The following is a 19,555-nucleotide window of genomic DNA, read 5'->3' on the forward strand; positions in this document are numbered from 1 at the left end:
AATATCGAACTCAGGCCTTGAAAGCCGCTTAACAGAAATGTCCAACTTTACGGGGTCACTTCATAAAGCGGCTTTAGAGAAGTTTGGAAAGATTACTTAGTCGAGTTTCGATTGCACGAACGCTAGGATTTCTTGCATCGTTGCATCGTCAACTTTCTTCAGGTTTAGCGCTAGATTAGAGCCTTTACGGCTGTATGAAGCACGACCTTTGATAAGCTCAACTTTAGGTGATGCTTTTTTCGCTGGCGCAGGAGCCAGTTCAAGAATCCAACCTTCTAGTGTTTCCGTTACGTCTTTAGTTAAACGAGTTACACCTTGTGCTTCGCTGCGCTGCCACACAAAACCTTCAGACGCATCACACTTAGTCAGTAACGATTGTTGTTGGTCGTCAGTCAGGCCGCTGAATTGTTTATGCAGTTTAACAATCGTTGGGCGACCAAGATCGCTCACATTTGGGTAAGCTTGCAGTAATTCCAGTGGTAAAGCGGCTGCTTTCAATGCACCACTTACTAGCGCCTCACTGCATTGGAACATTTTTGCTAGCGCTTTTTGGTCTTCAGCTTCGCCTTTATCAAGCTTCGCTTGCATCTCTTTCCCCTTCTCGTACAGAGAAAGTGGTTTATGAGCGTTTGCAACGTCAGATAAGAACTTAGCGTGTTCGCCGTTAATGTTTTCAGCAACATAGATAAGGAACTCTTTGTCAGCCAAAATACACGACATACGACGACGGCTACCATCAAGAACTTCAATCTTACCGTCTTTGTTTTTACGACCAACTGCTGGATATTGCTGACCGCGTTCTTTCAATGTTGTAAGAACATCAGAAAGAGCATGTTCGTTTAGGAAAGATTGCTCACGAGCATTCTCTTCAAAAACAACGGTGCGAGTTGCTACTTCAGAAGCAGGAATTCGAACCAATTCAAATGAAACTAAATCTTCGCCAGCAACAGAAAGCTCGATCACTTGAGCCTGTTCTTTAGCAGCCGTTTGCGCTTCTTGAGGCGTAGCAACACGACGTTTGTTCGCCTTACCAAATAGCTTTGCATTTAAGTCAGATGTTTTAATTGCCATTCTTGTTATCCCTGATTAAGTGAAGGCCAGTTGCTATGTAATACTCGCTCTAATTCTAGAGCACTTTTTTGTACCGCGTCTTGAGCGACAGCCAGAGTCTTCTTACCACCTTCAAAATCACTCACAGTAAGGTCGAAAACCGTGCTGTAAGTATCTGCGCAAGTCTCGAATGCGCGGCTTCTTGGAATGGTTGCCATCATGACTTGGTCATTCAACAGGTAGTTCATTTCAGTCAGTACTGATACCTGTTTCTTGTTGTCGTCTTCAAACATGGTTGGCATCAGACGAACAAACTCAAGCCCTTTCCAATCGTCCGGGAACATTTCGTAGACGGTTGGTAAGTGTTGGAAGAAGTTAACCGTTGAAGCCCAGTCCAAACGCTTCGCCGCACATGGAATCAATAGCGCGTTAGACGCGTACATTGCGTTCCATACAAGTGGGTCTACGTGAGGGCCAGTATCAATCATAATCACATCGAAATCGTCCGCGATTTTATCGATAAGCTTCTCTTTTAAAAGACGAACAATGTCTAAAGACTGATCTTGAGAAAGGCTTTGCCACGCCTCAGCATTAAACATTGCATCTTCTGGGAACGCAGAAATCGTCTTTAGGTTTGGATATTGTGTTGGCAACAATACATTTTTGCGCAGAAATTCTTGGTCAACCTCTTGGCCTTCAGGCACGTTGTCCAGCATGATATCAACAGCAGAATAAATGCTATCGTGCTCAGCACCACTAATTTGTGGGTTTAGGAACAAACGCAGTGAGCCTTGTGGATCTAAATCGATCAGACAGATGCGGTAACGCTTATCAAGATTCAAAGATAAGCATGCCGCTAAATGAACCGCTGTCATTGATTTACCCGTACCACCCTTTTGGTTCTGTACGTTGATAATCCATGGCTTATTGCCCGCATGCTGTTTACGTTGGTGGAACTTTGGCACTTCAGCCGCGTCCATTAGCATGTGAGCTTCGGTCAATGAAATCGAGTAATGGTTGGCATTATTCTTCGTAAACTGATGGCCTTCCGCCTCAAGCTTAGTGATAGCTTCATCCAATTTACGACGAGTTAAACCAGAACGAGTCTCCATCATGGCCTTAGACATAGGCGGAAAATGCTCATCACTTCGCTCTTCCAAAATAATCTCAATTCGGTCAGCCTGAACTTGTTGAGTTTGTTCGGCTAGCTGATAGAGCTTATCAATCGTTTGTTCTCTTTTCATTGCCAGTTTCCGTAATGATTAACTAAGTACAAATTGTACAGCGATTAACAATAAAAACAACAAAAACATGAACATACATTTATGAGTAAAATCACATAAAATAGACTGAATTTTTACAGTTTGATGAAATAGTATCTAAAACGAATACAAATTTGACCATTTTCATAGTGTATAACGAGCCTAATTTCTCCTTAGATTTTAAATGTTACAGCATCACTTATTTACAATGTAAATGCGAATATGAAGAAAAACCTTCGGAACGATTGAAATACAACCATAGATTACGGTAGATGTGATTTGTATTCGAATATTGACTGTGAAACAGGTGATGAACATACACGTTCAATAACAGAGTTGATTGATGCTAGATAAATAACTCGCAGACCTAAAATTTAGTCGTCAGTTGGCCAAACGAACAATCGTGTCGCCGACGACGACGGAAGAATGATCATTGGTTTCATCACATATGCTTGGATTGATAAGCACATATTATGAAGCATGATCAAGGCTTATGGTCCCCAATATTGATCCACTAAAATGCGCGCTCCAAATGATCAATCTCCGGAAAAATGATCAAGCAGATATCGTTTCGGAAGCATATATTTTCAGGGCTAACTTACGGACGAATGCTTTTGGAATGGGGATTCAAGGCTCATAAGGCTTAAACACTAGGAAATTCAATCGACACGAGCTGAGAATACGTAAACATGACAATTTCATGATCATGCTTCCTATATTTAGCGGGTTCTCTTTCCGGAGCTCCAAATCAGTAATGAGTAATCAATATTGAGTGGATTTTGTACGACAGGAGGTAGGAACGATAAAAATACCGACTTACTTGATCATCGTTCCGATACATTGATAATCAAAAATATCCACATTGCCAGCAAATAAGTACTTCGAAACAAAGTAGACAAAGATCGGCTGTGGATAAGCTGTATAACCATAATGATCATGCTTTCGAATCAATAATGATCATACTTACAATGACTTAATGATCATCGTTCTGACTCGCTGTGATCATGCTTTCTTCTGTTTTATGATCATCGTTTCGAGTAACTTATGATCATGCTTTCCAAGCGAATTTTATTTAACAGTTTAAATTCAGCAACTTAAAAGCAAACTTACAGCCAGATCATTAGATCACTTAATCATTTAAGATCATATTAATCAAAAAGATCAGTTATTTAAAAGCCAATAAATTCTCTTTATTTATGATCATTCTTTCTTTATCATTCAGGAACTATAGTGAAATTACGGTTAGTGTGATACGGATCAAAAATGAAACCAGAAGAGAAATTGTTAATTAAGGCACGAAGCCATAAAGATGGTCATTTATTTGAGGTATCTGAAACAGCCGTTGAATGGATAGAACAATATCAACACTTCAAAGGTGTCACCAAAAGCATAGTTGAGCTTCTTAACCTAATTTCACTTCGTGGGTTTAGTAGCAAAGACGGATACGTCTCCACCACTGAGATTATCGAATCAACCGATGGTCAAGTCACTCGCGCGGCCTTACAGCAAAGGCTGAGAGCAGCAGTCAATATTGGATTGTTCAAACAAATCCCCGTTCGCTTTGAAGAAGGCCTTGCTGGTAAAACCATGTTGCATCGCTTTGTGAACCCAAACCAACTGATTTCGGTACTGGGTGCCACAAGCTTAGTAACAGAAAGCGTGAAACAAAATGAAAAGCAAAAGCGCTCTAAAGCCCTAGCTCAAACCAAAGTAAACAAGCGCTTACTGAATGAACATGGACTGAATACCCCACCAACGATGAAAGATGAAGCGGATCAATTCATTGTTTCGCCAACCAATTGGGCGGGGATTATTGATCAAGCGTTAGCGCCGCCTAGAACTCGTAAGAGCTACCAGAAATCCATGGTTTCGATCTCTGGCACTCGAGCGGTGATCGAGACACGATCTTCTAAAAATATCATGACGGTTGACGATCTGATGACGCTATTCGCGTTATTTACGCTCACCGTTCAATATCATGATCATCACCAAGATGATTACCACCTAGACGCTAAACACACACCGAACAAAACACCACTCTACATCACTGATATTTTGTCTTTGCGTGGCAAGAAAGACAGCGGCCCAGCACGTGATTCGATCCGCGACAGTATTGATCGTATTGAATTCACTGATTTCCAACTGCATGAGCTTACAGGCCGCTGGCTTAGTGAGAACATGCCAGAAGGTTTTAAGAGTGATCGTTTCCGATTCTTAGCTAGAACCATTACCGCATCGGAAGAAGCGCCTACAGAGGGCTCTGACGGCGAAATTCGCATTAAACCGAACCTATACATCTTGGTTTGGGAACCTTCGTTCTACGAAGAGCTGCTGACGCGTGATTATTTCTTCCTATTTCCGCCAGAAATTCTGAAGCAACATACCTTGGTCTTCCAAATGTATTCGTACTTTAGAAGCCGCATGGCACGTCGTCATTCAGATTGTATGTTGCTCAGTGAGCTCAACCAGAAATTGGCGCGTAACATTGATTGGCGTCGGTTCTCGATGGATCTGATCCGTGAACTCAGAAAGTTGGGCGAAGTAGGGGATCATGAAGATACCTTCCTGGTTAACCTTTGGGGTTATCACTTGACGATCACCGCGTTGATCGAAAAAGGCAAAACGACGGATTATCAAGTAGATATCAAGTGTAACGTGGAAGAAGTACTACGTTACTCAAGAGCACGAACTACCAACGCCGGTAAACGTAATATGGCGCCGACGCTACCGAACCCGCTTCGTAACGAAATGGTTTCCAAGCAGAAGCTGGAAGAGCTGTCTGAAATCATTGATGGTGAGTTCGAGCCAATCCAACGTAAAGCACCATCACCAAGAGGCAAGTTAGGACGTCGCGTTAAACAACGTAAGCACTCTGTAGAGATTAACGCTGATGAGATCATGATAACGCTCTCTAAATATACCTCTGCAGAGGCTCTAGAACGCAGTATAACGGCTTTATCTGCTATGACAGGGCACTCGCATGCCTCAATCAAAGAAGAGTGTTCAGAGCTTATTGAGAAGCTTGATTGGCTGAGAGTAGGGGATGAGATCATTCCTTACGAAACACTAAGTAAGTTAATTGAGCTATATAACGATCGCGATAGTAACAGTAATCGCCACCTTTCGATTGAACGTCTTATCTCAGGCTTAGCGGTGCGTCGTAAGGTTTGTAAGCAAGTTCACGAAGGGCATTTGGATGAAAATGTATTCCTAGCGTTGGATGAAATGGCGATAGGTCATTAATTCTGTGCCAGTTTTCAGTGCTATGAATGGGTCTTTGAAACACATTAGGTGTTGATAAGAACCGCACCTAACGCTGACAAAGTGATGACAAAGTAGCGCACTCGGTTGATTATTATTTATCCCGAATAGACAACCTTTTGTCCTTTCTTATGATTAATAGATTGGCTCATATTTTGTTACATCATACTGAATAGATTTTTGCGAGTTCCCCCAAGGGACTCGCTTTTTTTTGTCTAAAATCCGCCTAACTATTAAAAATCAACAGCTTAAGATATTCTTTACCGAAGCATGATCAAGGCTAGATCATGCTTTCATGGATCCAACTCATCGCTACCGATGAAAACTTTTACGAAAAAGTATCAGATCAATAACTCGGTGATCAGTGAATCTGATGTTTTACATTGCCTTGATCATCGTTTCGGGGATGGCTGGCCATAAAGCGGACATGCGACTCGATCAACTTCTCTGATTCTGCTTGCCAGCGCGGCTCCTGCTGTTGATTGGCAAACTCTAGAGCCAGTACACACAGATGCTGAACTCGTTGAGTACACCACTCTTGCAAGTCTGGCTCCGCTTTGGGGTCACAAGACACCGCTTGCAGCTTGCCGTAAGCAAACATTAGGTATTGGTAAGCCTTTTCTTGATGGTGTGCATTTTCGTTCGGCTGTCGATAGAAGGTAAAGATTCTCAGGCAGCCATCTAACCAACATGCGATGCCTTTGCTTTGTTCATCCGTGATCAACGGCCCCCAGAGTGCATCTGGAGGCGTTAAGAGCAAAGGTTCTAACCGTTCCACTTGATCATGCTTTCGGGCTTTGTACCAATCTCCGATCCGCTCTAACCAAGTGTCTAGTTCATTCATGCAACATTATCCCATTGTTTTACAAAGTGATTATCAGCAACTTGCTTAACGTTATGCTGTATTTCACTGCTTTGTTCTCGAATACGATCTGCGTCTATTGAATAGTTTGGTTCATTTTTAACGAGTTCGCCAAATGGCAGATCAGGATCTGGCACCGCAGAGCTCAATAGCTTGGTGTATGGGTGTTGAGGATTGGTCAAGATCGACTGAGTGGATCCCCATTCGACGATCTGTCCTTTGTACATAACTGCTGTTTCTTCTGCTATGTAATGTGCGGTCGCGAGATCATGGGTTATGTACAAAAAGCCAATCCCGAGTTCTTTCTTCATTCGTTGCATTAGGTTGAGCACGCCAAGTCGAATTGAAACATCCAGCATGGAGGTGGGTTCGTCGGCAAGAATAACCTCAGCACCAACAGCCAGTGCTCTTGCTAGGTTAACCCTTTGTCTTTGGCCTCCACTGAGCTCGTGAGGGTACTTAGCCAGTGTTTCAATGGGTAACTCCACCAGCGTTAATAACTCTTCCAGACGCTCTGCTAGCGCTTTTTTATTAGCGACTTGCTTATGAATCTTGAGAGGGCGCGTTAAATGGTGCTCTATAGTATGTGTCGGATTCAACGAGCCAAACGGGTCTTGGAACACCATTTGCACTCTGCTGCGGTAGTCCAAGATCTCTTTGCGGCTGTTGAGGGTTGAGATGTCTTTGCCATTGAACAGGATCTCGCCTTCTGTCGGTGGGTAAACCTTGGTCATTAGCCTCGCGCAGGTACTTTTTCCGCAGCCTGATTCGCCAACGAGAGCTAACGTTCTTCCTGCGTATAAGTCAAAACTCACGCCATGCAGGGCTCTAAATATCTCCTCTTTGCCAAATCCGCCACCAACGGTGAACTCTTTAACGAGGTTTTTTACTTGCATAATTGGTTGTGACATTGAAGCTCCTAGCACGCTGTGGCGTGAGCATGTTCGTGAATATTAGGGAATGAACTCCACAGCTTTTGGGTGTAGGAGTGTTGAGGGTTATTGCGAATCTCATAGGCTTGATTGACTTCAACTATCTTGCCATGACGCATAATGGCAATGCGGTCACACAGCTGGCTCATCAGGGCCAAATCGTGGGTGATAAAGAGGATTGAGAAGCCGAACTCTTCTCTGAGTTGGTGTATCTGTTGCAATATTTCTCGTTGAACGACGACATCCAATGCCGTGGTTGGCTCATCCATGATGATCAGTTTGGGATTGAGCGCGAGAGCAATCGCAATCACTAATCGTTGACGCATACCGCCACTAAATTGGTGAGGATATTCGGTCAGGCGATGACGAGGGATATTCACTAGGTCGAGCAGCTTTTCTGCGCGATCCTTGGCTTGTTCATCACTCATCCCTTTGTGGTGGCGTAACACATCGGCAAACTGTTCTTCAATGGTTAACACTGGGTTGAGTGAGTTCATGGCACTCTGAAACACCATGGCGATCTCACTCCAGCGTAATGTATTAAGCTGGCTGTCAGATAGTCTCAGTAGGTCTTGCCCACCAAAAAGTATTTGACCGCCAGAGATGAATGCGGGCGGCTTATGAAGTCGGTTAATGGCAAATGCGATGGTGCTCTTGCCACAGCCTGACTCGCCAGCCAGGCCAAAGATTTCTCCTTGTCCTATGCTAAAGCTGACGGACTTTACCGCGTTGAAGTCTCCGTCATCGGTGATGTAGTCGACACATAGGTTCTTCACTTCGAGAAGAGGTGTATCTGGATTTTCCATAGACATAATAGATACTCAGTTATGATATTGATAACTATTATCATTAACATGTGTTGGATTTAGTGAAAGCGATCAGCACAAAAACAATGAAGTGCCTCGAAATTTATCTTGGGGTATTTCAGGAATTTTCAGTGGGAAACGCGAAAACTAAGGGAGGAAAGTGAGAGTTGGATCAAACCACATTTCTTATGGGGAATCTTTTAAATGTAATTGCAGAAAATGGCTTTGGCAAAGTTTAAATGAGCCATTTATTAATTAGCTTTATGAAGCGTCGGAATCATCACATTTCAGTGCAGAATTTCTTAACAAGCGAAATAGCATTTGCTACAGATTACCTGTCCATTACATGGTGCTTTTCGGAGGAAAACATGTCCATTAATTCTATCAACCATGATGAAATGACAAACATTGCAAACAAGTGGGATGCTGAAGAAGAAGTATCTTTCAAGCCAGAAAAGAAAATGAAGTCCGCTGAAGCTCGTCGTCGTATCGAGGCGCTAAGAGAAATTAGAGAAAGCGGTTTGAGTCTGGAAGAAGCGAGGGAGCTGGGTCTTATTCACTAATATCCCCGATTGCATTTAATAGGGTGGCTCAGTGCCACCCTTTGATTTATAAGCACTTTATTCATCTCTCTTTCGATTCTCATCTGTAATTTCACCTTCTGGACACAAAGTTCACTCACACAAATTTTCTCAGTGGTCTCTATTTTTTGTTTAAAAGCAGGCTGACGGCATACTCTTGAACTAAGTTGTTTGACAGCAATATGTGACGCCACTAATTTTAAAGGCAAAGCAAAAATATGCGATGTCGTTGGTAGGGAGAAGGCTATGTCCAATTCTGTGGCTCAAGCTGAAGAAGTGTTGTTTTATGAACCAGAAGATCCGAACGGATACCTTTCAAATTTTGCTGCTTGCCCGATCAAGGTAGATGGGCAAGTGTGGGCAACCAGTGAGCACTATTATCAGGCAATGAAGTTTTCTTCACCGTCGCTGAGAAACATGATTCTTGAAGCCTGCACACCTGCTGAAGCATTCGCTTTGAGCCGCCAATACGAAGAGCAGGTTCGAGAGGACTGGTACGATATTCGTGTAGAGGTAATGCGATTCATTGTGACCGAGAAATTCACACAGAACCCGCAGTTTGCTTTGTTTTTAACGAGCACGGGTGATTCGGTGATCAAAGAGCACTCTCATAAAGACCATTTTTGGGGAGATGGGGGAGATGGAACCGGTGAGAATCACTTAGGGAAAATTTTGATGGCAGTGCGCCAACAACTTCGTAGTCAGCAACTGCATTTGATCACATCACATTAATTACACATTAAAAAGGCCGCTCTGTTTAGCTTGTACGCTAAAAACAGAGCGGCCTTTTGTATTTCTGTAGTTCCGGTATCCGAAGTCGCTAGAGTGCGCTAACGAGCCATAGAATGACGTTAGAACTATAAGTAACTTTGGACGATGTCATCAAGCTGTCCATCGTCTTTCATTTGGTCTAAACGTTGGTTAATAAAAGTTTCGAGCTTGGGATCCATTTCTGGGTCGAAAGCCAAATGAATTGGGTAGTTACTGATGACTGAACCGAAGTCCTGCATTTGGTAATCATCGATATTGAGTTTCTGATCGTTTAGGTTGTATTTGATTCGTGATTCCATTTCTACAAATACGGTATCACCAGGTGCACGGTTAATAACGCGGAATGCGGCTGTATAATCTTTTACTCGGATCTCATTGAGCTTGCCTTGCTTGATGTACGGCTCTAAGTTTGGATATTCAAATCCCACGAGCAATACCACTGCCTTGCCATCTAAATCGTCAATGGTATTGAACTCGAACGGTTTCTTACCGCTACTCAGCAATACGTGTTTTACATTGTAAATTGGCTCTTCAGACAGGTTTACTGATTGGATGTTTCCCCAGCTAGGACTGCCATAGGTAACCCAATTTGGGTTCTCTCTCGCATCTAGCTTGTCAATCATTCGATTAAAAGGGTAGGTGTGGTAGTTAATCTCGTACTGGCTATCGTCAAACACTGCTTCAACAATATCAGAAACGATTCCTCTGTGGGATGACCCGTCAGTTTCGATCTGAAAAGGTTGCGCTTGGCTCGCAATAATGTAGTAGTGAAGAGGCTCGCTTGAGAAAGCATAACTGCTTGAAAACAAACTGACTATGGATGCAACGATAATATGTTTTTTCATAACCTTCCCTAGTTATTTGATGAATGACTACTACTATACTAGTTGAGTAATTGTAGTTTACTAAGATAACAACATTGGTAATTTTTATATGGTGAAAAAAGGAAAACGCTATATTGGACTCTCTCGACAGTTGATCGGGGCCATCATTGCCATCAGTACCTTATTCACAGTCATAGTGACAGGTCTGGGGCTGTATGTGGAGTACCAAAATCGAGTTTCTTTTATCAGTTCTCAGATCGAGCAGGTTAAAGCTGGCTACCTTTCTGGTTTAACGTCAAGCCTATGGGTTGAAGATCGCGCTCAGTTGTTTGTACAAGCGGAGGGCATTTCGCGTCTCCCTTCCGTCAGTTATCTCCTTATCGTAAGCCCTGACGAAAAAATCTTAGAGCTTGGCAGCCCCACAACCGGGCAATCTTATTCTCAGTCATGGGAAATGGTGTATCAAATGGGGGGGAAAGACTTCCCACTTGCCACCCTCACGGTGCAATCCGATTTAAGTATGATCCTCAATGACTTCGAAGAACGAGTGCTGTTGCTACTCGCTTTTGAAGCCGTGAAAATCTTTTTGCTGTCATTGGTCTCTTTGGCCATTGTTTATCGCTTGGTCGTCAAACGCTTGATGACCATGTCCTCTCAGATAAACGAGCAGCAAGTTGAAGACAATAAACCCCGTTTTTTAACGCCAACTGACTCTACTTATAAAGATGAAATATCGACGCTGGAAAACAGCTACAACCAATCAATCGAACGCATTCGTCAACAGTATCAAGAGTTGATTAAAGCTAAAGAGACGGCTGAAGTTGCTAACCGCAACAAGAGTGAATTTTTGGCTAACATGAGCCACGAAATCCGCACTCCAATGAACGGAATCATCGGACTTTCGTCTCTGCTTTCAGAAATGGATATGCCGAAAGAGCAAAAAGAGTACGTCAACATGCTCAATACCTCTTCGTTAACTCTTCTAGACCTTATTAACGACATCTTGGATTATTCGAAAATTGAAGCGGGACGTTTAGAACTGCAACAAGAACCAATGAAAATGATGGGTATTGCAGCCGATGTTGAATCGACCTTCAGAGTGAAAGCCGAACAAAAAGGTTTACGATTCCAATTGGAGATAGACCCTAAGATCCCCACCATGGTGATTGGAGATGGAACCCAGCTCAGACAGGTACTGAATAACTTAGTCGGCAACGCCATCAAATTTACCGAGCGAGGTCATGTGACGCTTTCTCTTCGCTTAGAAAAAGTGATCGAGCCTGAGCAGAAGTTGAGAGTTCGATTTGAAGTTGCTGACAGTGGTATTGGTATCGCAGAAGATAAGCAAAAATCGGTATTCGATAAGTTTCAGCAGGCCGACGGCAGCACCACTCGTATTTACGGCGGCACAGGATTGGGTCTGACCATATGCGATAAGATAGTGTCCTTAATGGGCAGTAAGCTTGAGCTAACCAGTATTGAAGGCAAGGGCAGTACCTTTTACTTTGCGGCTGACTTTGATCCGTGTTTGGAGCTCGACGAGAGTAATATCGATTTCAATAAGGTCTCGGTGTTGCTGGTGGATGATAGCCAACTGAACATGCGTATCACATCGACACAGCTACAATCGTTTGGTGTGTCCTCTACATGCTGTCAAACAGCAACCGAAGCGCTAGAGCTCGTTTCAGAGTCTGTCGAAAACGCTTCGCCTTACGACTTAGTGTTGGTTGATAAATTGATGCCTTCCATCGATGGGTTCCAGCTTGCAAGAAAACTGATAGAGCGCTTTGGCAAAGCCTGCCCTAAGCTTGTCATGATCTCTGCCGACCCTCGTAAGCAAGACGAAATGCATGCTAAGCAAGTGGGGTTTATTGCCTACATTGCTCGCCCGTATCAAGATAACCAGCTTAAATGGACCATCAGTGAGGTGTTGGCGAGAACAGCTGAAACCGAGACCTTTACCTATCCAAATCGAGGTGAGGTGGCGTTTAAGGACAATGACCCTCTATCAACCACTAAACCCGCGGTGGTGGCGAAAGAGAGCGTTAAGGTTGAAGAGTCTAAGCCTCAAACTGAAACTTCGTTATTTAGCGGTAAAGTACTGGTGGTCGAAGACTCCAGAGTCAACCAACAAGTTGCCAAGATGATGCTCAAGAAGCTTGGTTTTGAAGTGGACATTGCCGACAACGGTAAAGTCGGAGTCGATAAATTTAAGCACAACGAATATCAGATGATCTTCATGGATTGTCAGATGCCAGTGCTCGATGGTTTTGAAGCGACGAAACAGATTAGAGCACTCGAAGAAGGGACGTCGAAACATATTCCTATTGTGGCGCTGACAGCCAACGTAGTGCTGAAAGATAAGCACTTATGTTTTGATGTGGGGATGGATGAGTTTCTACCTAAGCCTGTTAATCAAGGTACACTGAGAGAAGTCGTAGCGAGTTTTTTGTCTGATAAGAACAAGCTTACAGGCGACAGTGAGCAGAAGATTGTTTAGTCCGCGCGCCATTAAATCTCATCGTTAAAACCCAAAACTCCGACTTAATCCGTCGGAGTTTTTGTATATGTGACTTTACTCTCTAAAAAGATACGGCACTAGCCAATGCTATCAATGTGGATCACTACTGAGTCTGGTCGCCAGTATTCCAGTTCGCAGTCCATCAACTCGCCATCTTGCTTGTAGTTCACACGGCAGATCTTCAGCACCGGTTGACCCTCAGCCAAATTTAGCGCCTTAGCGACATAGGCTGGGGCTGAAGTGGGAATTACATCAAAGCGCGATCGTTTGGTTTCGTAGCCGTATTTTTCTCGGTAGATACTTGTCAGTGACATGGTGAGGTTTTCCGACAATATTTTTTCAAACAGGGGTGCTTTTAAGACGTTTTCGACGAACAGCACCGCTCGGCCATCAATAAAGCGTAATCGCTCAATCACGTGTATCGGGGTTATCTGATCTATCTCTAATGCTTTGGCGTAATCGCCTGCGGCCATCTCTGTGCGGGTGCTCAGCAGCCTTGTTTCTGCAATGCGATCTTGTTCGCGAATCATTTGATGAAAGTGAGAGCGAGATAATGGGTTGTAGCGAATACGTTCGGGTGACACATACCATCCTCGGCGCTCCTCTCGGTATATCAGACCTTCAGTTTCTAACGACACCAATGCATCTTTGAGTGTGATTCGTGTGGTGGAAAACAGTTCGCTGAGCTCTCGTTCGGATGGCAGTTTTTGCCCCTCGGTGAAGATACCCGATTGAAGTTGTTCTCTAATGCTCGCCTTAATTCTGCCTAGTTGTGTCCCTGATTGTGCTGTTGCCAATGTTCTCATTACTAATCTAGTCCATAAGTTCGTATGCTCAATAAGGTAAACCATGGAGTTAACAGGAATGTGACAGTAAACAAAGGCTTACTGTCATATGAGTGAAATATAACTGCCACGAAAATGCACCCTAACTGTCAAATAAGTTGCGCGAAAGCGTCACACTCTGGCGATAGTATACAAAACGAACTTACTGACCTAGTCCAGAGGGATAGAGACAATGAAAACTTTGCTTAGCCGTTCAACTGTATCGCCAGCCAAACTGATTGGTTCACCTGCAAAATTAATCGGCGCAACGCTAATAACGGCAACACTTTCAATGCCAGCGATGGCGAAGGATGCTGATCTTGAGTCACTGATTGAGGCCGCTCAAAAAGAGGGTGCAGTTTACAGTGTGGGCATGCCAGACAGTTGGGCAAACTGGAAAGGCACATGGGCTGATCTGAAAGCAAACTACGGTTTGAAGCATCAGGATACAGACATGAGCTCGGCACAAGAGATCTCGAAATTTGAAGCAGAGAAAAGAAACGCAACCGCAGATATCGGTGACGTTGGCTTCGCCTTTGCACGTGTTGCGGTGAAGAAAGACGTGACTCAGCCATACAAGCCAAGTACTTGGAATGATATTCCAGACTGGGCGAAAGACAAAGATGGTCACTGGGCTCTGGCCTATACGGGCACTATCTCGTTCATCTCAAACAACAATCTTGTTGAAGATGCACCAAAATCTTGGAGTGACCTACTAGAAGGCGATTACAAAGTCACTGTTGGTGACGTTGGCGTAGCAGCGCAAGCAAACAACGCGATTCTCGCGGCTGCATTTGCTAACGGCGGTGACGAGTCGAACCTAAAGCCTGCTATCAAATTCTTTGGTGAGCTAGCGAAGCAAGGCCGCCTATCTTACACCGATCCAAGCATTGCGAACCTTGAAAAAGGTGAAGTGGAAGTAGCGATCATGTGGGATTTCAATGCACTGAACTACCGTGACAAGATTGATCGTGAGCGCTTTACTGTAAATATTCCACAAGATGGTTCAGTGATCTCTGGTTACACAACCATCATCAATAAATACGCAAAGAACCCGAATGCGGCGAAGTTAGCTCGTGAATACATCTTCAGCGACCAAGGCCAGATCAACCTAGCAGAAGGTTACGCGCGCCCAATCCGTAGCAACGTGACGCTACCTCAATCAGTACAAGACAAGCTGATCTCGAACGAGCAATACAGCAACGTTCATCCCGTCACTGACTTCTCAGCATGGGAAAAATCAGCACGTCGTCTGCCGCGCCAATGGCAAGAAAGCGTCTTGATTCACCAGCAGTAATCCCCGCTTAACAAGCCACCTGTAACGGGTGGTCCATAGAAACAATCAATAGAGAATAGACCATGAGCAATAAGGTTATCCTTGTTGTTCTAGATGGACTGAATTATCAGGTAGCCCGTGATTGCATGGGCTACCTGAACGGTCTTCTAGAACTGAGTGATCTTCATGAAAAACAAGGCGATTCGCTAAACATGAGCACGCAGAAAAACAAGCTGCGCGCGACGCTTTACCCAATGCAGTGCGAGCTGCCGTCCATGTCACGTCCGTTGTATGAGTGCATCTTAACTGGAGTCCGCCCCGTTGAGAGTGGCATCGTTAACAATCAAATCGTGCGTTTGTCGAATCATGAATCAATTTTTAGCTTGGCCAAATCGCAGGGCAAAGTAACAGCCGCCGCCGCGTATCACTGGGTGAGTGAGCTGTATAACCGAGCGCCCTTTGATGCGATGCGTGAGCGATTTACCAACGACGAAACCATGAACATTCAACATGGCTGTTTCTATCACTGGGACCACTACCCAGATGAAGCCTTGTTCTTGGATGCTGAGCACTTGCGTGTCACTCATCAGCCGGACTTCTTACTGATTCATCCAATGAACATTGACGACATGGGTCACAAGCACGGGTTGGACTCTCGCCAATATCGCAATAGTGCACGTGGCGCGGATATTTACCTATCGAACTACCTTGAGAAATGGGTTGACGATGGTTATCAGGTGATCATCACCAGTGACCACGGCATGAACAATGACTTATCGCACGGTGGCATTCTGCCTGAAGAACGTGAAGTGCCATTCTTTGTGATTGGCGATAAGTTCACACACCAAGCCTGTTCAGTGAAACAGACTGATATTTGCGGCAGTGTGTGTCAGCTACTCAACCTTGAACACGATAAATCTTACACTCAGGAATTGTTGGCCCTATGAGCAGTTCTGTAATCACGCAGAGCGATGGCTCTGCCCTTAAACCTCAAACCAAATCTTGGTTCAAACGCTGCAAGCCCGCTTTGTGGCTTGCGCCTTTCGCCCTGTTTTTCTATCTGTTTCAACTGGCCCCTATGGTTTGGGTGCTGATCAACAGCTTCTTCTACGACGATGAGTTTTCCTTAGAAAACTATTCTGAAATATTCGACTCTGCTTTTATGATGCAGGCCTTTGGCAACAGTTTATGGTTGTCTATTTGGTCGAGCATTGTTGGCTTGGCGATTGCGACTCTGCTCGTTTCTTCATTGCGTCGCGTTGATTCTAAAATCCGCGATGCGGTGATTGCTTTCACTAATATGAGCAGCAACTTCTCTGGCGTACCTTTGTCGTTCGCCTTCATCATCATCTTAGGCACTAACGGTGCAATCACCTTATTGCTCAAGCAGTACGGATTGCTTGGGGACTTCGACTTGTACGGCAAGTGGGGCTTACTGGCGATTTACATCTACTTCCAGATTCCACTGGCGGTGTTGTTGCTGTATCCAGCGTTTGATGCCCTTAGCGATGACTGGCAAGCCGCCTCAGCACTGCTTGGTGCGAAAACCTGGCAATACTGGACCAAAGTTGCGCTTCCTGTGCTGTCTCCGGCCTTATTTGGCACCTTCATCATCTTGATTGCTAATGCGATTGGCGCGTATGCAAGCGTGTATGCGTTGACCTCGGGTAACTACAACGTGATTACGATTCGTATAGCGAGCTTGGTATCGGGCGATTTGTTCCTAGAACCTAATCTAGCTGCGGCGATCTCCGTGATTCTGATGGCGATGCTGGCCTTCATCACAGTGATTAACCAATGGCTGATCAGCAAAAGCTACGCAGGGAAGAGAAAGTAATGAATACTGTAAATACTCACTTTCATAAAACCGTGGTCTATTCGATCGTGGGTATCATGATGATCCCGCTCTTAGCGACCTTTATCTACTCGATCTCGTCGCGCTGGGGCGCCACGATCTTGCCTGATGGCTTTACTTTGGATTGGTACATCAACCTGCTGACGGATCCTCGCTTCTTACAAGCCTTCGGCCGTTCACTGTTTATCTGTGTGGCGGCGCTGTCACTGAGTGTGGTGTTGGTTCTGCCTGCGATTTTCGTGGTGTTCTACTATTTCCCGAAACTCGACAAGGTCATGAATATCATGATCTTATTACCGTTCGCGGTGCCACCTGTTGTGTCGTCGGTGGGCTTACTTCAGCTGTATGCCGATAGCGAAATCTCACTGATAGGTACACCATGGATTCTGATTGGTACTTACTTCACCATCGCGCTGCCATTCATGTATCGCGCGATTGCCAACAGCTTTGAAGCAATCAACTTGCACGACTTGATGGACGCGGCTCACCTGCTCGGCGCAAGCACCACCAAGGCATTCTTGCTGATTATTCTGCCAAACCTTAAGAAAGGGTTAATGGCGTCACTGTTCTTATCGTTCTCGTTCCTACTAGGCGAGTTCGTGTTTGCCAACATCTTGGTGGGGACACGTTACGAGACATTGCAAATCTACCTATACAACATGCGTCAAACCAGTGGTCACTTCACGTCAGCCCTTGTGATGACGTACTTTCTGTTTATTTTCTTACTGACTTGGTTGGCAAGTCGTTTCAGCCAGGGAACCAAATAATGAGCTATGTAAATGCGAAAAACCTCACCAAGCGTTTTGGTGACAACACAGTATTTGAAGACATTGAATTTTCCATCGAGAAAGGTGAATTCATTACGCTACTTGGCCCGAGTGGCTGCGGTAAATCAACGTTGCTACGTAGCTTAGCAGGTCTAAATCCGGTCGATGGTGGCGAAATCTGGGTGAATGGTGAAGAGATCACTCACCAAGTGCCGCAAGAGCGTGGCATCGGCATGGTGTTTCAATCTTATGCGTTGTTCCCGAATATGACGGTTGAGGGCAACATTGCGTTTGGCCTTAAGATGAAAAAGCTTGCTGCTGATGAGATAAAGCGCGAAGTCGCGAAAGTGATTGGGCTGGTGGATTTAACGGGCAAAGAGAAGTTCTACCCGCATCAACTATCAGGCGGTCAGCGCCAGCGTGTGGCTTTGGCAAGAGCCTTGGTGGTCAAGCCGCGTATTTTATTGCTTGATGAACCACTTTCAGCGCTGGATGCGAAGATCCGTAAACATCTGCGCCAACAGATCCGAGACATCCAAAAAGAGATGAATCTGACCACGATCTTCGTGACTCATGATCAAGAAGAAGCGATGATCATGTCTGACCGTATCTTCCTGATGAATAAAGGCGAGATCGTCCAAGCCGGCACACCTGAAGAGATCTACACTCAACCAGCCAATGAGTTTGTGGCAGGGTTCATGGGACACTACAACTTGGTACAAGCGAGCAAGGCTAAGCAGCTGTTTAATATTGAAACCGAGTGGAAAGTGGCGATTCGACCTGAATCTATCTACGTTAAAGAGCAAGGCCGACAATATGGCGAACATATCTCTGCGCCGAAAACCGGCACCATTCGTAACCACCAGCTGTTGGGCAACGTGATTCGCTACCAAGTGGATGTCGATGAGTGCGAGTTAACGGTCGACCTACTTAACCGTTCCTCTGAACGACTATTGGCAAATGGCAGCCAACTTGAACTCCTGTTTAACCTGAACGAAATTCAACCTGTGAGAGCCTAAGATGTTCAAACCTTTGTATGTATTTGATATGGACGAAACGCTGATCAATGCCGATGCAGCGATGCTTTGGAATGAATTCTTGGTTGAAAAGGGCATTGCTACAGCACCGAACTTTATTGAAGAAGACCAGCGCTTAATGGGCTTGTATTCGGAGGGTAAGCTGAACATGGAAGACTACCTTGCGTTTGCTATGGAGCCACTGGTTGACATACCAACTGAGCAAGTCACCGCCTTGGTTGAAGAGTGTGTTGAGCAACATATTTTGCCTAAGCAGTTCAAACAGTCGAAACCATTGATAGAGCAGCTGGAGCGTGATGATATCGACATGTTGATCATCTCGGCGAGCGTCACTTTTCTAGTAGAAGCTGTGGGACGCAAGATTGGTATCGTGAACGCACTCGGTATCGATTTGGTCGAAAACCAAGGGCGTTTCACGTCTCAAATATTAGGCGTGCCAAGCTATCGTGAAGGTAAAGTTACCCGTTTGAAAGAGTGGTTAGACAATCAAGAAACTAACTATTCAGACATTCACTTTTATACGGATTCAATCAACGACTTACCTTTGTGTGAACACGCTGATTTTGCGTACCTAGTGAATCCATGCCCGCGTTTGAAAGCACTGGCCGATCAACCGAATTGGTCGATTTTAAACTGGGATTAACGTGAACCCTATATTCGAATTAGCTTCGTTTTAGAACTTATCAAGCCGCTGACTACAGCGGCTTTTTTGCCTCATCAGTCTAATGTTCGACTTATCACCTTAGCTCACAAAAGCTTGAATGTAACAATTCAATAACATCTCTTGCTTGCCTGTAAATCAAACCACCATCTTTCAACCCATTGATAGCGCTCACTTTCTTGTGAATAGAGCTTGCGTGTAACAAATATTTTACAAATTGACGGGTTTTTAGCGTGATTGTCCATTTCTCTCTATCCATTCCAAT

The 19,555-nt window shown here is 44.6% G+C and carries 18 protein-coding genes; 10 read left to right on the forward strand and 8 right to left on the reverse strand.

Annotated elements, in window-relative coordinates; all coding sequences use genetic code 11:
* Positions 1 to 96: 96 nt before the first annotated feature.
* Both JC606_RS07955 and JC606_RS07960 read right to left on the reverse strand, forming a co-directional pair.
* Positions 97 to 1,071: a ParB/RepB/Spo0J family partition protein gene (locus JC606_RS07955; protein ID WP_102425412.1), complete on the reverse strand. Its 975-nt coding sequence runs from the start codon at positions 1,069 to 1,071 to the stop codon at positions 97 to 99.
* A gap of 5 nt (positions 1,072 to 1,076) precedes the next feature.
* Complete coding sequence (locus JC606_RS07960) at positions 1,077 to 2,294, reverse strand: ParA family protein (protein ID WP_008217969.1); 1,218 nt, start codon at positions 2,292 to 2,294, stop codon at positions 1,077 to 1,079.
* Positions 2,295 to 3,575: 1,281 nt separating this feature from the next.
* Between JC606_RS07960 and JC606_RS07965 the strand changes: the two genes are divergently transcribed.
* Positions 3,576 to 5,555: a replication initiator protein RctB domain-containing protein gene (locus JC606_RS07965; protein ID WP_198778376.1), complete on the forward strand. Its 1,980-nt coding sequence runs from the start codon at positions 3,576 to 3,578 to the stop codon at positions 5,553 to 5,555.
* Between the two features lie 379 nt (positions 5,556 to 5,934).
* Here JC606_RS07965 and JC606_RS07970 read toward each other — a convergent pair whose 3' ends face one another.
* From JC606_RS07970 to JC606_RS07980, 3 genes are read right to left on the reverse strand one after another with little or no spacing between them, the layout of a single operon-like run.
* Positions 5,935 to 6,417 carry a transcriptional regulator gene (locus JC606_RS07970; RefSeq protein ID WP_137407957.1) on the reverse strand — a complete coding sequence of 161 codons (483 nt, stop codon included), beginning with the start codon at positions 6,415 to 6,417 and terminating at the stop codon, positions 5,935 to 5,937.
* Entirely contained in the window at positions 6,414 to 7,346 is a 933-nt protein-coding gene (locus JC606_RS07975; RefSeq protein WP_137407958.1) for an ATP-binding cassette domain-containing protein, read from the reverse strand. Before JC606_RS07975 ends, JC606_RS07970 begins: the two co-directional genes overlap by 4 nt.
* Positions 7,347 to 7,354: 8 nt before the next feature.
* On the reverse strand, positions 7,355 to 8,179 hold the full coding sequence (locus JC606_RS07980) for an ABC transporter ATP-binding protein (protein ID WP_198778377.1): 825 nt from the start codon (positions 8,177 to 8,179) through the stop codon (positions 7,355 to 7,357).
* 362 nt (positions 8,180 to 8,541) lie between these two features.
* Between JC606_RS07980 and JC606_RS07985 the strand changes: the two genes are divergently transcribed.
* Both JC606_RS07985 and JC606_RS07990 read left to right on the forward strand, forming a co-directional pair.
* Complete coding sequence (locus JC606_RS07985) at positions 8,542 to 8,736, forward strand: PA3496 family putative envelope integrity protein (RefSeq protein WP_004736928.1); 195 nt, start codon at positions 8,542 to 8,544, stop codon at positions 8,734 to 8,736.
* 189 nt (positions 8,737 to 8,925) lie between these two features.
* Positions 8,926 to 9,486 (forward strand): NADAR family protein, encoded by a 561-nt coding sequence (locus JC606_RS07990; RefSeq protein ID WP_137407960.1) that lies wholly within the window; start codon positions 8,926 to 8,928, stop codon positions 9,484 to 9,486.
* A 125-nt stretch (positions 9,487 to 9,611) separates the two neighbouring features.
* Here the strand turns inward: JC606_RS07990 and JC606_RS07995 are convergent, their stop codons facing one another.
* A complete protein-coding gene (locus JC606_RS07995) occupies positions 9,612 to 10,370 on the reverse strand; it encodes a substrate-binding periplasmic protein (RefSeq protein ID WP_198778378.1) in 759 nt (252 codons plus the stop codon).
* An 88-nt stretch (positions 10,371 to 10,458) separates the two neighbouring features.
* On the opposite strand from JC606_RS07995, the gene JC606_RS08000 reads away from it, so the two are divergent.
* Complete coding sequence (locus JC606_RS08000; protein WP_198778379.1) at positions 10,459 to 12,849, forward strand: response regulator; 2,391 nt, start codon at positions 10,459 to 10,461, stop codon at positions 12,847 to 12,849.
* A gap of 98 nt (positions 12,850 to 12,947) precedes the next feature.
* Here JC606_RS08000 and JC606_RS08005 read toward each other — a convergent pair whose 3' ends face one another.
* Positions 12,948 to 13,676 carry a UTRA domain-containing protein gene (locus JC606_RS08005; protein WP_198778380.1) on the reverse strand — a complete coding sequence of 243 codons (729 nt, stop codon included), beginning with the start codon at positions 13,674 to 13,676 and terminating at the stop codon, positions 12,948 to 12,950.
* Between the two features lie 211 nt (positions 13,677 to 13,887).
* Between JC606_RS08005 and JC606_RS08010 the strand changes: the two genes are divergently transcribed.
* From JC606_RS08010 to JC606_RS08035, 6 genes are all read left to right on the forward strand, one after another.
* Positions 13,888 to 14,991, forward strand: a complete 1,104-nt coding sequence (locus JC606_RS08010) for an ABC transporter substrate-binding protein (RefSeq protein ID WP_198778381.1) — start codon at positions 13,888 to 13,890, stop codon at positions 14,989 to 14,991.
* 62 nt (positions 14,992 to 15,053) lie between these two features.
* On the forward strand, positions 15,054 to 15,917 hold the full coding sequence (locus JC606_RS08015) for an alkaline phosphatase family protein (RefSeq protein ID WP_198778382.1): 864 nt from the start codon (positions 15,054 to 15,056) through the stop codon (positions 15,915 to 15,917).
* Positions 15,914 to 16,807 (forward strand): ABC transporter permease, encoded by an 894-nt coding sequence (locus JC606_RS08020; protein WP_198778383.1) that lies wholly within the window; start codon positions 15,914 to 15,916, stop codon positions 16,805 to 16,807. Before JC606_RS08015 ends, JC606_RS08020 begins: the two co-directional genes overlap by 4 nt.
* Positions 16,807 to 17,592: an ABC transporter permease gene (locus JC606_RS08025; protein ID WP_198778384.1), complete on the forward strand. Its 786-nt coding sequence runs from the start codon at positions 16,807 to 16,809 to the stop codon at positions 17,590 to 17,592. Before JC606_RS08020 ends, JC606_RS08025 begins: the two co-directional genes overlap by 1 nt.
* A complete protein-coding gene (locus tag JC606_RS08030) occupies positions 17,592 to 18,611 on the forward strand; it encodes an ABC transporter ATP-binding protein (protein ID WP_198778385.1) in 1,020 nt (339 codons plus the stop codon). Before JC606_RS08025 ends, JC606_RS08030 begins: the two co-directional genes overlap by 1 nt.
* 1 nt (position 18,612) lies before the next feature.
* A complete protein-coding gene (locus JC606_RS08035) occupies positions 18,613 to 19,272 on the forward strand; it encodes an HAD family hydrolase (RefSeq protein WP_198778386.1) in 660 nt (219 codons plus the stop codon).
* Between the two features lie 94 nt (positions 19,273 to 19,366).
* On the opposite strand, the gene JC606_RS23345 is transcribed toward JC606_RS08035, so the two are convergent.
* Positions 19,367 to 19,549: a hypothetical protein gene (locus tag JC606_RS23345; protein WP_233090203.1), complete on the reverse strand. Its 183-nt coding sequence runs from the start codon at positions 19,547 to 19,549 to the stop codon at positions 19,367 to 19,369.
* Positions 19,550 to 19,555 lie beyond the last annotated feature (6 nt).

Source organism: Vibrio sp. IB15 (genome assembly GCF_016406055.1).
GTDB lineage: Bacteria > Pseudomonadota > Gammaproteobacteria > Enterobacterales > Vibrionaceae > Vibrio > Vibrio chagasii.

Bases quoted from the DNA above. Each gene is read 5' to 3' on its own strand.
- JC606_RS07955 (WP_102425412.1), bottom strand. From the start codon at position 1,071: ATGGCAATTAAAACATCTGACTTAAATGCAAAGCTATTTGGTAAGGCG.
- JC606_RS07960 (WP_008217969.1), bottom strand. From the start codon at position 2,294: ATGAAAAGAGAACAAACGATTGATAAGCTCTATCAGCTAGCCGAACAA.
- JC606_RS07965 (WP_198778376.1), top strand. From the start codon at position 3,576: ATGAAACCAGAAGAGAAATTGTTAATTAAGGCACGAAGCCATAAAGAT.
- JC606_RS07970 (WP_137407957.1), bottom strand. From the start codon at position 6,417: ATGAATGAACTAGACACTTGGTTAGAGCGGATCGGAGATTGGTACAAA.
- JC606_RS07975 (WP_137407958.1), bottom strand. From the start codon at position 7,346: ATGTCACAACCAATTATGCAAGTAAAAAACCTCGTTAAAGAGTTCACC.
- JC606_RS07980 (WP_198778377.1), bottom strand. From the start codon at position 8,179: ATGTCTATGGAAAATCCAGATACACCTCTTCTCGAAGTGAAGAACCTA.
- JC606_RS07985 (WP_004736928.1), top strand. From the start codon at position 8,542: ATGTCCATTAATTCTATCAACCATGATGAAATGACAAACATTGCAAAC.
- JC606_RS07995 (WP_198778378.1), bottom strand. From the start codon at position 10,370: ATGAAAAAACATATTATCGTTGCATCCATAGTCAGTTTGTTTTCAAGC.
- JC606_RS08000 (WP_198778379.1), top strand. From the start codon at position 10,459: ATGGTGAAAAAAGGAAAACGCTATATTGGACTCTCTCGACAGTTGATC.
- JC606_RS08005 (WP_198778380.1), bottom strand. From the start codon at position 13,676: ATGAGAACATTGGCAACAGCACAATCAGGGACACAACTAGGCAGAATT.
- JC606_RS08010 (WP_198778381.1), top strand. From the start codon at position 13,888: ATGAAAACTTTGCTTAGCCGTTCAACTGTATCGCCAGCCAAACTGATT.
- JC606_RS08015 (WP_198778382.1), top strand. From the start codon at position 15,054: ATGAGCAATAAGGTTATCCTTGTTGTTCTAGATGGACTGAATTATCAG.
- JC606_RS08020 (WP_198778383.1), top strand. From the start codon at position 15,914: ATGAGCAGTTCTGTAATCACGCAGAGCGATGGCTCTGCCCTTAAACCT.
- JC606_RS08025 (WP_198778384.1), top strand. From the start codon at position 16,807: ATGAATACTGTAAATACTCACTTTCATAAAACCGTGGTCTATTCGATC.
- JC606_RS08030 (WP_198778385.1), top strand. From the start codon at position 17,592: ATGAGCTATGTAAATGCGAAAAACCTCACCAAGCGTTTTGGTGACAAC.
- JC606_RS08035 (WP_198778386.1), top strand. From the start codon at position 18,613: ATGTTCAAACCTTTGTATGTATTTGATATGGACGAAACGCTGATCAAT.
- JC606_RS23345 (WP_233090203.1), bottom strand. From the start codon at position 19,549: ATGGATAGAGAGAAATGGACAATCACGCTAAAAACCCGTCAATTTGTA.